The organism is Mesorhizobium sp. M0074 (genome assembly GCF_040322975.1).
In the GTDB taxonomy this organism is placed as follows: domain Bacteria; phylum Pseudomonadota; class Alphaproteobacteria; order Rhizobiales; family Rhizobiaceae; genus Mesorhizobium.
Map to the genome: position 1 here is coordinate 1 of NZ_JAMYUM010000044.1, position 18244 is coordinate 18244.

19 protein-coding genes and 1 pseudogene are annotated in these 18244 nt (G+C 63.0%); 2 read left to right on the top strand and 18 right to left on the bottom strand.

All coding sequences use genetic code 11. The annotated features are described in order from the left end of the window. Positions 1–321, bottom strand: a 321-nt coding sequence (locus tag NKJ73_RS32815) for a recombinase family protein (protein ID WP_352572494.1), incomplete at its 3' end; no start/stop codon positions are given. A gap of 539 nt (positions 322–860) precedes the next feature. On the opposite strand from NKJ73_RS32815, the gene NKJ73_RS32820 reads away from it, so the two are divergent. Both NKJ73_RS32820 and NKJ73_RS32825 read left to right on the top strand, forming a co-directional pair. Then, positions 861–1226 (top strand): ATP-binding protein, encoded by a 366-nt coding sequence (locus NKJ73_RS32820; RefSeq protein ID WP_352579643.1) that lies wholly within the window; start codon positions 861–863, stop codon positions 1224–1226. Between the two features lie 198 nt (positions 1227–1424). Next, positions 1425–1778, top strand: a complete 354-nt coding sequence (locus NKJ73_RS32825) for a hypothetical protein (RefSeq protein ID WP_352572495.1) — start codon at positions 1425–1427, stop codon at positions 1776–1778. Positions 1779–1915: 137 nt separating this feature from the next. Here the strand turns inward: NKJ73_RS32825 and NKJ73_RS32830 are convergent, their stop codons facing one another. The 17 genes and pseudogenes from NKJ73_RS32830 to NKJ73_RS32915 form a co-directional block, all read right to left on the bottom strand. Continuing rightward, positions 1916–2881 carry a glycosyltransferase family 10 domain-containing protein gene (locus NKJ73_RS32830; protein WP_198023618.1) on the bottom strand — a complete coding sequence of 322 codons (966 nt, stop codon included), beginning with the start codon at positions 2879–2881 and terminating at the stop codon, positions 1916–1918. 283 nt (positions 2882–3164) lie between these two features. Next, positions 3165–4846: pseudogene (locus NKJ73_RS32835) on the bottom strand (ISL3 family transposase). A 268-nt stretch (positions 4847–5114) separates the two neighbouring features. Continuing rightward, a complete protein-coding gene (gene hypF / locus NKJ73_RS32840; protein ID WP_352572497.1) occupies positions 5115–7451 on the bottom strand; it encodes a carbamoyltransferase HypF in 2337 nt (778 codons plus the stop codon). Continuing rightward, positions 7451–8029, bottom strand: a complete 579-nt coding sequence (locus NKJ73_RS34420; protein ID WP_023679098.1) for a response regulator — start codon at positions 8027–8029, stop codon at positions 7451–7453. Before NKJ73_RS34420 ends, hypF begins: the two co-directional genes overlap by 1 nt. Continuing rightward, complete coding sequence (locus NKJ73_RS32855; protein ID WP_352572499.1) at positions 8026–9789, bottom strand: enoyl-CoA hydratase-related protein; 1764 nt, start codon at positions 9787–9789, stop codon at positions 8026–8028. Before NKJ73_RS32855 ends, NKJ73_RS34420 begins: the two co-directional genes overlap by 4 nt. Positions 9790–9791: 2 nt before the next feature. Then, a complete protein-coding gene (hypE, locus tag NKJ73_RS32860; protein WP_023679100.1) occupies positions 9792–10841 on the bottom strand; it encodes a hydrogenase expression/formation protein HypE in 1050 nt (349 codons plus the stop codon). Next, the gene (gene hypD, locus NKJ73_RS32865) at positions 10841–11986 is read right to left on the bottom strand and encodes a hydrogenase formation protein HypD (protein ID WP_023679101.1); all 1146 of its coding nucleotides are present in this window, start codon (positions 11984–11986) and stop codon (positions 10841–10843) included. Before hypD ends, hypE begins: the two co-directional genes overlap by 1 nt. Next, positions 11983–12228: a HypC/HybG/HupF family hydrogenase formation chaperone gene (locus NKJ73_RS32870; protein WP_023679102.1), complete on the bottom strand. Its 246-nt coding sequence runs from the start codon at positions 12226–12228 to the stop codon at positions 11983–11985. The genes hypD and NKJ73_RS32870 overlap by 4 nt, the downstream gene beginning before the upstream one ends. After that, positions 12228–13106, bottom strand: coding sequence for a hydrogenase nickel incorporation protein HypB (hypB, locus tag NKJ73_RS32875; protein WP_023679103.1), 879 nt, complete (start codon positions 13104–13106; stop codon positions 12228–12230). The genes NKJ73_RS32870 and hypB overlap by 1 nt, the downstream gene beginning before the upstream one ends. Further along, positions 13106–13447 (bottom strand): hydrogenase maturation nickel metallochaperone HypA, encoded by a 342-nt coding sequence (gene hypA, locus NKJ73_RS32880; protein WP_023679104.1) that lies wholly within the window; start codon positions 13445–13447, stop codon positions 13106–13108. The genes hypB and hypA overlap by 1 nt, the downstream gene beginning before the upstream one ends. Further along, entirely contained in the window at positions 13447–14580 is a 1134-nt protein-coding gene (locus tag NKJ73_RS32885; RefSeq protein ID WP_023679105.1) for a hypothetical protein, read from the bottom strand. Before NKJ73_RS32885 ends, hypA begins: the two co-directional genes overlap by 1 nt. Further along, positions 14577–15155, bottom strand: a complete 579-nt coding sequence (hybE, locus tag NKJ73_RS32890) for a [NiFe]-hydrogenase assembly chaperone HybE (RefSeq protein ID WP_023679106.1) — start codon at positions 15153–15155, stop codon at positions 14577–14579. Before hybE ends, NKJ73_RS32885 begins: the two co-directional genes overlap by 4 nt. A gap of 1 nt (position 15156) precedes the next feature. Beyond that, positions 15157–15378 (bottom strand): rubredoxin, encoded by a 222-nt coding sequence (locus tag NKJ73_RS32895; RefSeq protein WP_023679107.1) that lies wholly within the window; start codon positions 15376–15378, stop codon positions 15157–15159. Continuing rightward, positions 15375–16220 carry a hydrogenase expression/formation protein gene (locus tag NKJ73_RS32900; RefSeq protein WP_023679108.1) on the bottom strand — a complete coding sequence of 282 codons (846 nt, stop codon included), beginning with the start codon at positions 16218–16220 and terminating at the stop codon, positions 15375–15377. Before NKJ73_RS32900 ends, NKJ73_RS32895 begins: the two co-directional genes overlap by 4 nt. A 25-nt stretch (positions 16221–16245) precedes the next feature. Beyond that, entirely contained in the window at positions 16246–16689 is a 444-nt protein-coding gene (locus NKJ73_RS32905) for a thioredoxin domain-containing protein (RefSeq protein WP_352572503.1), read from the bottom strand. A 4-nt stretch (positions 16690–16693) separates the two neighbouring features. Continuing rightward, positions 16694–17026, bottom strand: a complete 333-nt coding sequence (locus tag NKJ73_RS32910) for a HypC/HybG/HupF family hydrogenase formation chaperone (protein ID WP_023679110.1) — start codon at positions 17024–17026, stop codon at positions 16694–16696. Then, positions 17026–17712 carry a HyaD/HybD family hydrogenase maturation endopeptidase gene (locus NKJ73_RS32915; RefSeq protein WP_352572506.1) on the bottom strand — a complete coding sequence of 229 codons (687 nt, stop codon included), beginning with the start codon at positions 17710–17712 and terminating at the stop codon, positions 17026–17028. The genes NKJ73_RS32910 and NKJ73_RS32915 overlap by 1 nt, the downstream gene beginning before the upstream one ends. Positions 17713–18244 lie beyond the last annotated feature (532 nt).

Here is an 18244-nt window from a genome sequence, read left to right on the forward strand (position 1 = left end):
AAGGCCGCAAAACTCGATGAGCGTATGCCAGTCCCGGCCATTGCGGGCCAGCCGGGAGGCTTCAATGGCGAGGACCGCACCAACCCGACCTTCGCAGATCGCCGCCAGAAGCTTCTCAAAGCCCGGACGGCGGATGCCAGACCCTGAACGACCGAGATCTTCATCGATGACGATGGCGTCTTTCCAGCCAAGGGACCGCGCTCGCTCGGCAAGGCCATATTGGCGTCGCCGGCTCTCGGGATTTTTGACGAGCTGATCGGCCGTCGACTGCCGGACATAGACATAGGCACCGCGCGCGAGATGTTCAGCGGTGATCTTCATGATCTGCCTCCCGTCCCGTCTGGCTCACCACCGCTTCCCTCAGCAAGGTCTCGATCAGCGGGAGGGTGCGTTCCCGGACTTCGCCTGGAAGACTCGATGGCGGAGCCTTCTTGGAAAACAGGTCTGGCTGGTCGGTTCGGCATTGCCTGCGCTGCATGGTCGTCTCCTGGCTGGCGTGAGTCGCTCTGCAGAAAACGTAGACATGCATCGACCTCGCGGCGCAGGTCGCGCAGGCATGAAAGGGGAAAACGGGGCGCCTCGCGAACCGCCATCGTCAGGGCGATCTCTTCCGTCATCCAGATCGGAATCAGCGCCAGGCTGCCATCCGGTTGTCGCCCGACATAGGCCGGCTCACCGCAATAACGCTGACGGCCTGTGACGAAAATCTCCCCGCCCGAACGTGGATGAAAGGCGTAACGGACAATCTTCTTTGCCTCGCCATCCTGATAACGGGCATTATGAGCCCAGTCCGACCGGCACCGGAAAGACTTGGCTGGCCTGCGCCTTCGGACGTCAGGCCGCCCGGCTCGAATCATTCCGTGCTCTACCTGCGCATGCCGCGTCTGTTCGAAGATCTCGCCCTGGCGCGTCGCGACGGCCGCTTTCCCCGTCTCATCGACAAGCTGGCTCGGGTGCAACTGCTCATCCTTGACGACTGGGGCACCCACAGCCTGACCGACCAGCAGCGTCTCGATCTGCTGGAAATCTTCGAGGAACGCTATCGCCGGAAATCAACGCTGATCACCGCCCAACTGCCGATCGCCCAGTGGCACGCCATGATCGGCGAGCATGAGAAAGCAAAAAACACCGCCGCCCTTGACCGGCGCCGAAAACGGCGAAATCAATCGCAAATGACTTCAACCAGGCAACCGAGCGCCGACCCCATCCTGCTGTCCGCGAATTAGTGAAACTGCTGTCCCCGATTTAGCGGAACGACTGTCTCGTTTTTGCGAAATACGCACGTCCGACGCAGCTTGCGTTGACAGAGGCGGTTTTACGCGCAATAGCACTTCCGCTCGGCCTATTTTTGTGGAGTTCAATTGTGGTTCGGCCAAGGGCGCTGGGCGCCGGACCGGCCCCGTGTAAAGAGAGAGAGACCCTGCATGGAAGAATTCTTACCGCGCATCGCCGCTGGTGCCGGCATCGGCCCGGCTCTCGCAGAGAAGGCCGTTGGGTTAATGCTGGGTTTCCTGCAAAGCCACGCGGCCGACGGTCCCGTTGCCCGCATGATCGAGGCCATTCCGGGAGCTTCGGAATTAGTAGCGAAGTATCATGGCGACGACCCAGAGGGTGGCGGCCTTATGGGGCTCGGCCAGCAATTGATGAGTGAGGGTCTCAGCATGGCAAAGATCGCCGGCCTCGCCAACGAGACGATCGCCTTCACCAAGGAACGTGTCGGCGACGAACTCGTGGACGAGGTCCTCAATTCAGTTCCTGGCCTTCCCCAGTTCGTCTAATCAGCGGCAGCCGGGGGCGCATGACCTCGTGCGCCCGTACCGGCCGTTCTGCGCAGTAGGCATTCTCCGCCGAGCTTTCCGTACCGATCTCGCCAGACCACCAACCGCCGGGCACGCGAAGCGAGCGTTGGAGTACTTCATTCGTCTATTCCAAAATCGACCTCAGGCGAATCGATGTGTATAATTTCTGGCGGTAAGGGTTTATCCTGAACGCTTTCGATGAAGCCCGCGAGATAAGCAAACGTATTGTATTTCTCGAGGACCAACCGCTTCGCCTCTCGTATTGCGCCGCGACGCTCCTTCCAGAGGTCCGAGTTGATGATTTCTTGAATTTTTTGGATTACGTTCTTGTCCTCTGGGTCAATCAGAACCATTGAGTCCGAAGGGAAGAACCTCGTGATTGCCGGGCTGCCGTAATAGATCGGCATTGTTTCAGCAACGAAGCAGTCCATAAGCTTCTCTGTAAAATAGTAATCAGCACGAGTATTCTCGAAAGCTATACTGTAACGGTAAGGTGCGAGTGCGTTCCATTTATCTCCAATCAGCCGAAAACCTCGGCCGAACAGGTCAAAATCGAGCTCCTCTCTCAGCCGTTCCAGAAACGCCAGCCGATATCGATGCCCTTTAAGCAGGGCGATGTTACTGGTAATCCATGAGAGCCGAAGCGGCTTGTCCACGACTTCGCTGACCAGAAGTTGGTCATATGTCTTGTTTACAGACCAAGACCGAGTGATAGGTGGAGCCAAAACGAATCGGCGCCCTGCATTCTGCCGAGCAGCCAGCTCTGCGTCAGACGTCAGGACGATAGTATTTTTCCCCTGCCCTTCATGAAATGCGCGATGAGCTTTCGTCGGCGGTTCGCCGATTGCAAAAATTGTCCTGTTTGGGCTCGCCTCGATATCAACAGGGAGCCCAAAAAGAGAAGCAGAGTTAAAGACGATATGCCAATCGGGCACGAAGGATGTCGTGCGTACAAAAGCGACATTGTTCCAGATTCCACTGCCCTTTGGAGTGAGATGGTGGATTGCATCATCCAAAACGCCCCAAGAATCCAGACATGTAGCAACAATGGGCGCCGGACGTTCCGTCAACAATTTGGCCAACAAAGCAGTTCCACCCCATTCACTTCCGTTGGACCGGGAGCAACTTGTGCATCGGGCGCAACACCTCTCTGCGCCTGAAATAGCTCGCGATCCTGATCGATATCAAACACACGATTCTGTGCGACTTCGCGCCATTCGACAACTCATCTCTAAGACCGCGGGAATCCCTTCACTCGTGAAGGTACTCAATCGCCATTCCGGATTGCGGTAACATTGGGCAGCATAAACCTGCCGGGACCCGCCGTCGAGGCAATTGTCGCTTTGCACTTAACCAGGTTCTTCGTCACTTTGTGTGGTGATCAGGCCGGTTGAGTGGCAGCATGCGTGCCCTAAGGAGTTCGGAGCCCGCTCTGCCGTACATCGCACGCTTGATCGTCTTCAGGCGGTTGATCTGCCCTTCCGCCTGGCCGTTGCTCCACCGTAATTCAATGGCATTGCGAACGGCGTCAACGTCACGGCGTAGGACCCGAGCGAAACGCGTGATGGCGACGAGCCCGGAGTTGACGGCATCCTCGATCCAAGTGTCGAGCTTGTCCAATTCACAGGCCCCGCAAAATGCCGCGGAAGCGCATGGCAAGCCTGCGCATCGTGGCAAACTCATGTGATCCTTGCTTCAGGACGTCGACCTTTCTCGCCTGGTTGATCGTCAGCATACCCCGGGCCTTCATGCAGAGGGCCGCGGCGACTACCGGCGAGATCACATGGCCGGTCGCCGGATCCTGGATGGGGACAGCATCGCGGGCTGGTTGATGGCGTATGATCGAAGCAGGCGACGCACTGTCCTCGCCCGTCCTCTCGGCGCGGCGCCAGCTTGGGAGAAGCCGCTCCAGATTCGAGAAACTGCCCGTGTAGCCGCGCTGTTTGATATCGTGGAACAGGTGTCGTCCGCAGCGATTGCCGTCTCTCCAGGACTGGCTAAGAAACGCCTCGAAATATAAGGGTGACGTCGGCTCGACGCGGCCCTGCGTCGGTCGGGTGGCGTGTCGAAATTCAGCCATTTGGCGATGCTGCGCCGGCCGTAGCCGGTACGACGGGCGATCTCGGAACAGGACAGCCTTTTCCTTGCGCAAGGCGTGAACCATTTCGAACACCGTCTGCCGCGATTGTCGATGAGCGTGGCGCACCCGGCGCCGATGCGTTGCGTCAACGTGCGGATCATCCTGCATCAGATCGACTTGCGCGCTCCCGATACCCTTATCGGGCAGCAATGCAGGCCCCGTGGCGCGGCCCGAAAGGCTCATCTGCTCCTCGATTGCGACCCGCAGATTCTACATGAGATGGAACCGATCAGCCACCTGGCGCGCTTGCGGTGCACCCTCGCGAACAGCTTGCGCATAGAGCCCGCATCGGTCTCGGCTCACGATCTCGACGGAAGGGTGCCGCTCTAGCCATTGCGACGCACTCGCCACGCTTCTGTCATCCAGGATGTCGACAACCGAATGGCGCTCCAGGTCCACGATCATCGTGCCGTAGCGCCATGATCGCCGCCAGCTCCAGTCATCGATGCCAACGACCCGAATGGTGGAGTTGCTGTGAGCGACCGCGGCATCTCGCTTCAGCTGCCACAGGATAGTGTCGTCGCAGACCGGCATGCCGAGCCGTCGCATCAAGCGCTCGCCGGGACGGCCGCCGGTGCTATGGCCGAGCAGACCGACAATCTCCGCGACCCTCCAAGGGGAAGCAATCGTCGGCAGACGGTCGGTGAATGTTTGTCGTTCACATTTCTGATGTGCGCACCGCCAGCGGCTCAACCGAGGCTTCACCGTCACGGTCTTGCCCTGGACCGGCAGATTCTGAAGGCTGCGGTTGGACCAGCCATGCCGACTTCGGGTCCGTCGTCCGCAATCTGGGCAAAATGCCGAACGCCGGTCCGGCAGCGGAAACAAGCCAACTGTCATCATCAGTGAGCGCGACACCCCGTATTTTAGCCCCTGGGCCGGGGGACCATTTTGTTTTCGTTCGCATGCCCGCACATAGCGGCATCCCTCGCCAACGGCGAATGAACCACACAAAGTGAGGCAGAGCCCCATTAACTGCCAAGCGACACGATCCTTGGCTGCGTACCCGTCCTCGACGATTCCCTCGGAGCATCATTCCTGGCTAGTCCTTTTACCCGGCCATACGCGATCAGCCACTCACGGCCCGGACGAAATGCGCAAAGCTGGCCGCCGCACGTCACAATGCGCAGCGCCTTATTTGGACGATGCTGATATTTTTTCTTCAACGATTGGTCTCAATGCGAAAGGGCTAGGCCGATCGTTGCCTGGCCGAGCGCCAGACCGCCGTCGTTTGCGGGAATGCTTACGTGCGCCAGCCCCTCCAATCCTGCGACTGTGAGCTCGGCAAGTACGCCTTTGAGCAGCAGCCGATTCTGGAAAGCGCCACCGGACAGTGCGACCGTGCCGACGCCGTTTTCGTTAGTGAGTCCGATGGCCTTCCGCGAGATGATCTCTATCAGCGTCCTGTGGAAGCGCGCAGCAATCAGCCCGGTTTCGGCGCCCAAAGCCTGATCACAAAGAAGCGCTTCCCACAGACCTTTCCAGGAGATAACCGGTCCCTTCCGCGAGGTTGCTGGCCAAGCCTCGGCCGCATCCATGAACGGGCTGGCGAGCGCCTCCATCCCCATGCCGGCTTGCCCCTCGTAGCTCTGGCGCTCCAAACAGATGCCGAGGACTGCCGCGCAGGCATCGAAAAGCCGCCCCGCCGAGGAGGCAAGCGGAGCATTGACGCCCCTCTCGATCATCCGGTCCAGCACCCGAAGCGGCTTTTCGGCCAAGGCGGGGACGAAGGGCCGATCGGCAGGAAGCTTGGCCAGGAAATCCGGACCGAAAGCCGCCCGCAGATGCGCATAGGCATTGCGCCACGGCTCGAGGCTGGCCTTGTCGCCGCCGGGCATGGCGACCGGCTCGAAGTATGCCAGCCTCCGGAACCCTCGATAGCCGCCGAGCAGGAACTCGCCGCCCCAGATCGTGCCGTCATCGCCGTATCCGAGACCGTCGAGGATAATGCCCAGCACCGGCGGTGCGTCGATTGCGCGGCCGTGCTGGGCAAGGCACGAGGCGAGATGCGCGTGATGGTGCTGGACCTGCACAAACCTCGCCGCGGTCTCACGGGCAAGCTCCATGGCAAGCTGGGTCGAACGGTAGCCCGGATTCCGGTCGGCCACAATGAGGTCCGGCTTCGTGTCGAACAGGCTTCGATACAGCCCCAACGCCTGCCTCCACGCGTTCTGGTTCTTCAGCTCGTCGAGGTCGCCGAGATGCTGCGACAGCAGCGCGTTGCCGTCGCCCGCCAGGCAGAACGCGGCCTTTAGGTCGCCGCCCGCAGCCAGCGCCCTGACCGGGCCATCGAAGCCCGCCGGCAGCGCCAGCGGCTCCGGCGCGAAGCCGCGCGCGCGCCGCAACACCGAAATGCCGTGCCCGTCGAATCGCACCACGCTGTCGTCGAGCCGGTTGACAATCTCGCGGTCGTGCATCAGCCAGAAGTCGGCGATCCCGGCAAGCTCCTGCCGCGCCTCGTCATTGTCCGTGCATTGCGGCTCGCCCGAACGATTGCCGGAGGTCATCACCACCGGACCGTCCAGCGCCCGCAGCAAGAGATGATGCAACGGCGTGTAGGGCAGCATGAAACCGAGCCGCTCGTGCTGCGGCGCCACGCCCGCCGCAACGCCGCAGCTGTCACGGCGCTTCACCAGCACGATCGGCGCCGCTCGGGCGGCAAGCGCCACGCGCTCCTCGCCCGACAGCTCCGCGAATTCGGCAAGCTGCTCCAAGTCGCGCGCCATCAGCGCGAACGGCTTACCGTCGCGCTTCTTGCGGGCGCGCAGCTGCGCCACCGCCGCTTCGTCCGTCGCGTCGCAGGCGAGGTGGAACCCGCCGATGCCCTTGATCGCGACGATCCGCCCTTCCCCGATCAGCGCCGCCGCCTCGCGGATCACCGCCTGCGGGCCGCCGCCGACCACGACGTGGTCTGGACCTTCCAACCAGACGCGCGGGCCGCAGGCCGGGCAGGCGATCGGCTGGGCGTGATAGCGGCGGTCGGCCGGATTTTCATACTCGGCCCGGCATTCCTCGCAGGTCGAAAATCGTGCCATAGCGGTCGAGCGGCGGTCATAGGGGATAGCCTTGACGATTGACAGACGCGGCCCGCAATGCGTGCAATTGGCGAACGGGTAGAAATAGCGCCGGTCCTTGGGGTCGAGCACTTCCGCAAGACATTCCAGGCAGCAGGCGGCATCGGGCACGATGCCGGTCTTCACCCGCCCGCCCGCGCTCGCCGCTATGGCGAAGCCGCCCGCCGGCCGCGGCCCCTCAAGCGTCGCCGTCTCGATCCCGTCGATCCGCGCCAACGGCGGGCATTGCGCCTTTAGCCTGTCCGCGAAGGTCTCGAACTCGGCATCGCTGCACCACAGCGCGATCTCCACGCCTGCAGCATCGTTGCGGACGTGACCCGATAGCCCCATAGCGGTCGCGATGCGCCACACTGTCGGCCGGAAGCCGACGCCTTGCACCAGCCCCGTCACCCGGACCAGGCGTCCCTCCACTGCGGGCTCGGCGAGCGGCGGGCCCATCAGCGCACCGTGCACACTATGCACGGGTCCAACGACCGCACGATGTGCTGGACTGCAACCGGCTCGGTCTCGCCGAGCCGCACCGGCGCACCTTCGAGCGCCAGCTCCAGCGGGCCACGATTGCCGGCCCAGTCGCGTGGCGAAAAGTTCTGCAATGCGTAGAGCAGGTCGATCTGCGCGTGGTGGCGGCGACGAACCGCGATCTGGAGAAAGAGCTGCACCCCGTTCTTCAGCGTGAGCGTGAGGTTTTCCGGATGACAGAGCTTGGTGATGTACTGGTAGATGCCGGCCTCGTTGATGCCGTCGATGGTGTCATGCGCGTCGGTGTAGCCCGAGATGATCATGCGCACGATGTCCGGCCAGCGGGTGCGCGCCTGCTTCAGGAACTCGGTGCGGCAGGTGCCGGCTATGCGCTGGTCACACAGGATGATCTGGATCCATTCCATCTCCAGGATCGAGCTGGCGGCCTTGGTGTCGCTGGCTACGTGGACATCGAAATCCTCGCTCAGGACGCGCCGTTGCGCCTCCAGCGAGCGGATTTCGTCGTCGACGATCAATATGCCCGGCAGGTCGCTCACGATGCCTTTTTCCTTCCCTCCCGGCCGGCCTGCCAGGCGACGTCGCGGTGGCGGGCGATCGTCACTGGGGTGCGCGACTTCGGCACCTTGTGCACGAAATTATGCCGCGCGACGTGGTAGCTTGGGTCGAAGCCATAGAAATTGCGGCGCATCCGCGAAAGCTCCTCCTCGCGATAGGCGCAAAGCGGCTTGGCCGCCTCGTCGGCTGCGCGCCGGGCTTGTTTTTCGGCGAGCAACCCCGGAAACTCTTCGCTCCCGGCCAGCGCGGCAGCCGACGCCCTCACTTGCGCCGTGAACAGCTCGCTTGCCCCCGCGAACACCCGGTTGGCCAGATTCAGATTCAGCGCCTCCTTCGCGCCCATCGGCAGGCGCGCTGCCGCGATCCGGCGGGCATTCTCAGTCCCGCAGCAGCTCGGCAGGAGATAGGTCCAGAACTCCGAGCCGTAGAGATTGCCCATGTCCTTGTAATGCGGGTTGAGGATGACGCTCGAGCGCATCCAGAGCTGGTCGGTGCTGCGGGCGAGAAACACGCCGCCCGCTGCCGCATTTCCGGCAAGCGCTGCTACGGTGATGTGGCTTGTCGTGCGGATGATCGCATCGGCGAGGTCGTCGATGGCATTGATGTTGACCCAGGAATCGTCGGCCGCGCTGTCGGCCGCCTCGATCCGGTTGAGGTCGAGCCCGTTGGACCAGAACTGCGGCCCTCCGCACAGCACGATCGCCCTGGTCGGACGCTCCGTCGCTTTTGTATAAGCGTCCAAAAGTCTTCGACAGGCGTCCTTTCCCATTGCACCGTTATAGAAGGGGAAGTGCAGATAGCCGACCGCAGCTTCTTCTTCGTAGGTGATGTCCTGATAACCGCCCGGTGAATTGAGCGGGATCTCCGGCAGGTCTGCAACTTCCTTCGCGAAGACCATGGTCGCCGGCAGCTTGAACGGGTGTGGCGAATTGGGATGCCGGACATGGCCGATCCACAACGCGCCGTCGCCGGTGACGATGGCGATCGCCGGCCCGCTTCTGGCGGCGACCACTCCCGGCTCGGGGAGCGATATCTTGCCCCGTTCACCCCGCGCGAGAGGCAAGTCACCCCCTGGTTCACGTGCGTCTCGCGCGTCGAAAAGGAAGACCGTTTCGCCGAAAAGTTCGTCCCGCACGCCGGGCGCGCCGTCGGCTGCTGCGATATTCTTCAGCACCGTTTCGGTCGTGTCGGCAGCCCAATCGATCCGCCGGTCCGCCTGTTTGATCGCGTCCCGCCACCGGCCCAGCGGCGCTACAGATTGTTCTTCCAGGGCAATCGGCTTTTCGCCCTGCTCGAACCGCGCGATCGCTTCGAGCACCGCCGTCACCGCCGCGTCGGTCACCTCGTTGCTGTAGAGGCTCGATTTCGTCGCCTTTCGCATCGCGAAGGTGGCGCTCGCCCAGACCGGCCCCGCATCCATTTGGGCCGCCGCTTCCAGCACCGTGACACCCCACTGCGTCGCCCCGTCCACCATCGCCCAGTCCAGCGCGGAGGGGCCGCGGTCGCCGACGATGCCTGGGTGAACGATCATACAGCATCGATTTTCATAGACTTCTTTCGGGATTGCCCGCTTCAGAAACGGGGCAATAACGAGGTCCGGCCGAAACAAATCTACCGCCTCCATGGTCCGCTCGTCGTTGACGTCCATCTCGACCGAGACCTCGTGTGCGTGCTCGCCAAGCGCCACGAAAATCCTCTGACTCAAGGCGTTGAAGGCGGTGACGAGAAGCAGAATGCGCATCTTCAGCAGATCCTCGGGAGCTGTTCCCCGGCGATCCAGTCGACCACGCGCATACCGCCAAGTCTCGTTTTCATCCGCACCAGCGCATGCTGGTCTGTGACGACTTCGCCAATGATTGCGGCATCCCGGCCCATGGGATGAGCGCGTATCTCGGCGAGCAAAGTCTTCGCGTCTTGCGCCACGCAGATGGCGATCAGCTTGCCTTCGTTGGCAACATTCAGCGGGTCGAGGCCGAGCAGTTCGCACGCCGCCGCGACCTCCGGCTTCACCGGAACCGCCGCTTCCCGGATTACCATTCCGACCTTGGACTGCTGCGCGATTTCGTTCAGCGTCGCCGACAGTCCGCCGCGCGTGGGGTCACGCAACACCCGGATACCAGGAACGGAGCCAAGCATCGCCGCCACCAGATCGTGCAGAGCTTGGCTGTCGGAGATAATTTCCGTTTCAAAATCAAGGTGTTCGCGCTTCGACAGGATTGCGACTCCGTGGTCGCCCATGGTGCCGGAGACAAGGATTGCATCGCCCGGCCGGGCATTGCTTCCGGAGATGTCTGTGCCGTCCGCCAGCACGCCAACAGCGGTCGCGGAGATGAAAACGCCGTCGCCTTTGCCCTTCTCCACCACCTTGGTGTCGCCCGTAACCACGGGTACGCCTGCTTCCCGGGCGGCAAAAGCCATTGAAACAACTATTCTTTCCAGTTCGGCCAACGGAAAACCTTCCTCCAGGATGAAGGACGCGGACAACCAGAGCGGCCGCGCGCCCATCATGGCGACGTCGTTAATCGTGCCGTGGACCGCCAGTGCTCCGATATCCCCGCCCGGAAAGAACAGAGGCGAGATGACATGCGCGTCCGTTGCCATCACCAGGCGTCCGCAGACGGTGCCGAGCAGGGCCGCGTCGTTAGCCTGGGCCAGGAACTCGTTGGCCAGATGTCTTTGAAAAATATCCCGAATCAGCTCGGCCATCGCGCGGCCGCCCGCGCCATGCGTCATGTCCACCGCGCCGCGGACCGACGAGGTGGTGACGGCTAGGCTGGGATCGTTCGCGCTCATTATTCCGCCGCCTCCAACAGCTTCGGCTCGCGGAAACGGCCATAGGTCCAGTAGGCCGCGCAGGCGCCTTCGGAGGAGACCATGCATGAGCCAATCGGGTTCTGCGGCGTGCACACGGTGCCGAACAGCTTGCAGTCGGTCGGCTTCTTCACCCCGCGCAGGATCGAAGGGCATTCGCAGGACTTCACCTGGCGCGAAGCCTTGACCGACAGCTCGAAACGCTTCTCGGCGTCGAAATCGGCATAAGCGTCGCGGATGCGCAGGGCGCTGTAGGGCACGGTGCCGAGGCCGCGCCAGTCAAAGGTCTTGCGCAGCTCGAAGACCTCGCTCACCAGTGCCTGCGCCTTGAGGTTGCCCTCCTCGGTCACGACGCGGGTATATTCGTTCTCGACCTCGTGCCGGTCTTCATTGACCTGCCGGATCAGCATCAGGATGGACTGCATGACGTCCAGCGGTTCGAAGCCGGCGATGACAACCGGCTTCTGGAATTCCTCGGCAAAGAATTCATATGGCTGCGAGCCGATCACGGAGGAGACGTGCGAAGGTCCCAGAAACCCGTCAATCTTGACGATGCCCAGTTCCCGCACTTCCGGCGATTCAAGAATGTGAGAGATCGCGGCCGGCGTGAGCACATGGTTGCAGAACACGCTGAAATTCTTGAACCCCTCGGCTTGCGCCGTCTTGATCGCGACGGCCGTCGGCGGCGTCGTGGTTTCGAAACCGATGGCGAAGAAGACGACTTGCCGCTCGGGGTTTTCACGCGCGATCTTTAGGGCATCGAGCGTTGAATAGACCATGCGGACATCCGCTCCGTCCGCCTTGGCGCGGATCAGGCTGCGTTGCTTGGTGCCCGGCACGCGCATCATGTCGCCGTAGGTGCAAAGGATGACCCCGTGCCGCTCGGCGAGCTCCACCGCATCGTCGAGGCGAGAGATGGGAAGCACGCAAACGGGGCATCCGGGTCCGTGCACGAAATGCACGTTCTGCGGCATCAGGTCCTGCACGCCGTGGCGAAAAATCGCATGCGTGTGCCCACCGCAGAACTCCATGAAATGGTAGCTCTTTTCCGGATCAGCCTCGATCGCGATGGCGCCGGCGATGGTCTTCGCAAGCTCCTGGTCGCGATATTCGTCGACATATTTCACGCCGAAATCTCCTCCAGCCCCTCCTCCAGCACGCCCGCTTCGGCCATCAGCTGCAGCGTGCGCTCGGCCTCCTCGGGGCTCACCTTGTGGAGCGCATAACCGACATGGACGAGCACGAAATCGCCAAGCGAAACGTCTGCCACCAAAGCCAATGAGATGCGCTTCGTGACCCTGTCGAACGCGACCACGGCCATGTCGTCATCGAGCAGTTCAACGACGCGGGCGGGAATGGCCAGGCACATCAGGCTGCTCCGAGCTCGGCCGCCCGCCGATGGCCGACTAGCGCCATGGCGCGGACCGCGCCGATCCAGGCCGTCCAGTCCGACATCCCCTCGCCCGTGCGCGCGGAAACCCTCAGCACCTTGATCCGCGGGTTCACCTTTCGGGCGTTGGCGATGCAGGCCTCCACGTCGAAGTCGAGATGCGGCAACAGGTCAGTCTTGTTGAGGATCATGAGATCGGCGGCGGCGAACATGTCGTGATATTTCAATGGCTTGTCCTCTCCCTCGGTGACTGAGAGCACCACCACCTTGTGTGCCTCGCCTAGGTCGAAGCCCGCCGGACAGACGAGGTTTCCCACGTTTTCGACGAGGAGCAGGCCTCCTTCGGCAAGGTCGAGGTGATCTGCGGCATGGCCGACCATATGCGCGTCGAGGTGGCAGCCCTTGCCGGTGTTGACCTGGATCGCGGGCGCGCCGGTGGCGCGGATGCGGTCGGCATCATTGGAAGTCTGCTGGTCGCCCTCGATCACGGCGATCGGCAACTTGCCCTTCAGTGCCTCGATCGTGCGGCAAAGCAGCGTCGTTTTGCCAGAGCCGGGGCTGGAGACGAGGTTGAGCGCAAGCACGCCGCGCTCGGCGAACATTTTCCTGTTCGCATCGGCATACTCGTTGTTCTTGGAATGGATATCCTTTTCCAGCTTGACCATCCGCGCCTGGCTCATGCCCGGCGCACGGGTGCCACCGGGGCCCGAGCCACAATCGTGCACATGATCGTCATGATGGGGGCCGTGATCATGATCGTGGTGGTGATCATGATCGTGGCCGTGATGATGGTGATGGCCATGCGCCTTGCCCTCGATCCGGACGGCGCCCTCGCCGCATCCGCAAATAGTGCACATCAGCTCACCTCCAATTCCCTGATCTTCATTTCTTGGCCGCCGGTCACCTGCAGCTGATGGCTTCCGCAGTCCGGGCATGGATCAAAGCGTGCCGCGATCGGCACGCTCTGGCCGCAAGGCATGCACCAGGCCCTGCCTTCCGTCTCGACGATTTCCAGCCTTGCGTCTTGCGCCAGAGAGCCACGCATGACGACATCGAAGCCGAACTTCAGCGCCTCGACCTCGACAGCGGATAGCCGCCCGATTTCCATGCAGACGCGGCCCACCTTCCGAAAATCCTGTCTCGCGGCCTCTTCCTCGATGATGCCACGGACGCTCTCGCATATCGCCATCTCGTGCATCAGCGGAGCCTGATATCGTAGCCGACGCAGGGGTCGATGGCCCGGACCAGGAGATCGGCCTGGACCGCCAGATCTTCACGTCTGGATGCAGCGAGCGCCGAAAGCGAGCTCGCGGCAATGCCGCTCTCGGCGAAATGAATGCTGGTCGGAGCCGTGATGGCGTAGTCGGCGATTCGGTCGTCGTTCAAAACAATCCGATGTTCCAGCCGGCCGCGTGCTGCCTCGGCGAAGGCAGTAGCAGAGCGGCCCCCGTTCTCGTCGCGAAAGACTTCGCGCGTAGGCACTTCGGACCCCTCCGCGACATCCCGCAGGGCCGCGAGCCCTCCGGCGATCTGCGCCGGCAGCGTCGATGCCTCGACCACGCGGGCAGCCAGCCGCGCGGCCAGGCCGGCTCCACCGTTTTCGGAAAGGAAAGCGCGAACGAGCGGCGCACCAGCCTGCCTGGCGAGGCAGCTCGTGTCGGCCGACGTTTCCTTCGGCAAATGTTCGTTTCCCCCGTTTGTCGTTTCGGGGTGGCCTATCATGGCCCAGCCCCTTGCCAAGACCGGGGCGATGAGACGGGCCGCAATCGTGCCGCGCTCCATAGCCCACTGCGCGAAGGCATCGCGATCCATCTCGCCAAGCGGCTTTTCGCCTTCGTAGACCACGGACTGCGTTAGATGGCTCGCTTCGGCGGCCGTTTCGGCAGCGTCCGCGCCCGGAATCCCCACGCACACGCCGGGAACGAACGCATTCCCGCCTGGAAAAAGTGCCTGCTTGAGGCGCTGCGGCAGGCGCATAGACCGGCGCAGGGTTTTACCGTCGGCAGGCTCGCCCGCGAGACTGGCAGTATCCAAGCCAATGCGCAGCAGGTGCTCGCGCAGCGTTTCGGTAAGCACAAGAAGCCGCCGCGCTTGCTTCGTGCGCCGGTCCGTCCCGATCTCCAGGGCCGCCTCGGCTGCCTCAACGCTCGCCGCCGACTGCGCAATACTACAGACACTGAACAGCGAACCGATCGCCGAGATGACCTCCGTCACCGGCCGGGCTCGCACGATCGGGCCAAGCGCAACCGGGCGCGGCGGCGTGACGATGGCTTCCATAACGCGACCGCCATCGCAGACGAGATCGATGGAGACGCGGCCATCAACGCTCATGCAGCGGTCTCCTCCTTGTCGCCCAAACCGAACAGCCAGCGGCGGGTCAATTTCGCCGGCTGGGAGCTCGCGGGTGTTCCGGCTGTCTCAACCTCGTCCAACGCGCTTGCCTCTTCCTCAGGTAGCCGGCCTTCCCAGACACGGATCATCTCGCCGTCTTCGTCTTCTTCCGCCTCACGGTTGAACAGTTCCGCAAGCACCTGCCGCGCGGCCTCTTGCGCACTCTCCTGGTCGGCGAATTCGAACATCGGCGAGAACAGCGAGCACATGCGGTAGCAGCCGAGCTCCTCTTCATAGGCCCGGAAGAACTCGAACCGGCCCGCCGGGAATGATGCATGCTCCTTCGTGCCCGTAGGCACGCGCGGGCGCGCTTGCCCGTCGCCAAATGGTAGAAGCACGAGGTTCATGAACCAGGGCGTGACAAGAACCGCGAGCCATTTGCCCTGCCACTGCCGCACGCCCACCGCGCTGACGCAAAGCGCCGGATTGAGGATCGGAATTCCTGCCATGGCCGTCCGTTCGATCCGCTGAAACACGAACTCTAGATGGGCAGCGACGGCTTGCGAATGATCCATGTCAATCGCTCACGACCATGAAGCCCTGCTTGGAGCCGTCACAGGTGGGGCAGCTCCAGTTGGCCGGCAGTTCGGCGAAGGGCGTGCCGGGCGGGATCTGCCAGTAGTCGTCGCCCTCAGCCGGGTCGTAGACATGCCAGCAAATCCTGCATTCGAGCCGCGACATCGGGCCGATCTTGGCATTGTCGCCGCCATATGAACCGGCAAAGAAGGAGTCGTTCACCGGTAGACCTCCAGGATTTCGAGGAGCCGCTGGCGGCTGTCCGCAATATCCTCGGGCGCAGCGCGGACCACCCCCGGCAAGGCCGTGACCTCGATCGTGTTGAGGATGAGATCGTCGGTCGAATTGAAGAAGCGCACCCACCAGACGCCGCGCGTCCCCGTCGTGGTCACGCGGCAATTGCCGTAGCCACGCGACAGCACGACCACCGGCCCGTGGCCAAGCAGGCCGTCGAGGAAGGTCAAGTCCTCTTCAGTGTGCGGCAGCAGCGACAGGTTTATGGCGTGCGGCCCGACGTCGGGCCCGACGAGCGGGATGCGGCCATTGAGCTCCGAAATCAGCGGCGGCGCGTTGAAGACGCCCGTCGGATAGGTCGCCGGCGCAGCGAGCGTATTGCGGCAGCCGGCGAAGGCCCTCTCCAGCACGGCCGAGGGAAAGGCGCCGACCTCGACGAAATCGCGCACGAGCCTGCCATCCGTTCCGGTCTGGCGCACGCGCCAGATACCGGCGAGCACCGACTCCTGAGCCTTCAGGTCGTCGCCGCAGATGATCAAGACCTCGCCCTCGCCCAGCGCCTGGTCGATCAGCGCAAGATTGGCGTCGTCGAGGCCGGAAAGATCATGCACCGCGTTTTCGCAATCCGGCGAGGACCGGCCGAGGCTTTCAGCCAGCGCGGAGAGCACCGCCAAAGCAGCTTCGAGCCCGGCGACATTTTCCTTCTCCGGCAACATGGGTGACGCAGAGGTCGCCATGCCCTTCGGCATTTCCATATACTGCAAGTCGCTGCCGTCCCCTTCGCTCGGCTGTGAACCCGGCCCGATGCCGCCGAATAGCGATGCTGCCATGATGCGCCCTCCCGGCCGCTTTCGCTCACTGGAAATGATCGTGGTCGTGACGGTCGTGGGTCGCGCAGGCTTCGGGAAGCTCGAAACGCGGCGGCGCGCTCGGCCCGCGCCTCAGTTTGCCGTCGATCTGAGTGAGGTAGTCTTCCCAGTCGAGCACGCGCTTTATGGCGCCGAGATATTCGCCGTTCCTCAGGAAGACAAGCGCCGGGAAGGCGTCGAAGCGATAGCGGCTTTGCAGCTCGCGTTCGCTCTCGCGCGATACCACGGCGGGCTTGAACACGCCCTGGAAGGCCTGCACCAGCTCCGGGAGGATCACCGCCACATCGTTGCTCTCGGCGAGCCGCAACCAGTCACCGGGAAAAAACAGCGCGGTGAGGTCGTGGGCCTCGGCGAATGCGTCGATGTTCGCCTCGTCAACCACCGGGATGCGGTGGCGCTCCATCATCATGGTGAGAACGGGTGAAAACATGGACTCAGGCGTCCTCCGTGCCTTGCGGTGAAAGGGCTTGCCCCGGCCGCAAATGCTCCGGCAGTTGCGGCTCGCGGCCGACCAGGTCGGCGAAGAGGTGGTCGAGGTCGGTGTCGCCGGCGAGCGCACGCTCCGTCGCTTCGATCGCGTCGGCGATCAGGCGCGCCGTCTCGGCAGTGACAGTCTCGCGCGCGGTGTCGAGGAAGGCGAGTATCCACGTACCCGCTGGCTGGTCGCCCACCAGGGTCATATCGAGGCGCCGCGTGCCGCTGCGACCGGTGCACAGGGCAATGCCGCCGCTGCATTCAACCACCTGGAAGGGAACGCCGACACACATCAGCCCTGCCTTCCAGACGATTGCAAAAGCGCGTCGACCTCGCACTCGAAATTCGCCGGACCAGCGAAGGCACCATTCTCGAGAAGCCGCGCGCCGTGACGACAGGCCTCTTCCGGTCGGGGTCGACCGCTCTCGTAGATGCCGATGCGCATTTCGCGCGAGGCGAGCGTCTCTTCTTCGGCCAGCGGTTCGGTGCGCTTGGCGATCGTCGCGCCGAGCCAGGCGAGCCACTCGATGGCGATCTCGATTGCAGGCTCGATCTGAGCCTTCACCGCGGGCCGGAGACTGCCGCCGTAGTCGTCCAGCTCGACCGGTTGCACGCCGACGAGAAGGAGATGGGCGGGATAGTCACCCATCATCTCGGCCATGGCGAGAACTTCCTGAAAGCCAGTCTGGTGGAGCGAAATCTTCTTCACACCGAGGAAGGCCGGCACCTCGCTGCCTTCGACGAGCTTCAGCGTGCCGGGCGCCAAGCCGTAGTCGACCGCGTCGAACACCACGAGGATGTCGGCCTCGCGGATATGTTGGAGGAGGTAGATGCCCTGCGTGCCGCCATCCATGGCCCGGACGTTGTCCGCCGTTTCGCAGAGCCGGTGGAACTCCTCCACCACGCGGATGCCGAAGCCCTCGTCGGCCCATAGCAGATTTCCGATGCCGAGCACGAGCACCCGTGGCGCGTCGTTCATTGGGAAGCCTCCTTTCGACCTTTTTCTTCCAGCAGCAAGAGGCGGGCCAATTGGCCGGGGGCCGGCAAATGGTTGCGAAATAGGTTGATCTCTGGATAGCGAACGACGCGTATGGAAAGCGCGATGACGATTTTACCGCACAAACGGAAAGTATCCTTCCATTGACGGATACGGCAACGGCCGGACTGAGAACCGAATTCCAGGCCGATGGAAAGTTTGCGTTCACTCGCCCTCCCCACTCCGCCTCGCTCCGCACCTTTGCCCTGAAAGGGATAGAGGAAGGGCGCCGGGCGTTGCGGTTGGCACTTCCTCTCCCCGTCGAACGGAGGAGAGGTGTCGAGGCAAGCCGAGACGAAGTGTGGATCGACTTGAAGGCAACCCGTCTTGAAGAAAAGAGCCGGGGGGGGGGCCCCCCCCCCCCCGCCGGGGGGGGGGGGGGAATGCGTGTGGGGATGACCAGGGGGGGCGGTGGGGCGCAAGGTCGGGCCCCCGCCGGACAGAGAGGCGATGGTTGACGGGGTGGGCCATATGT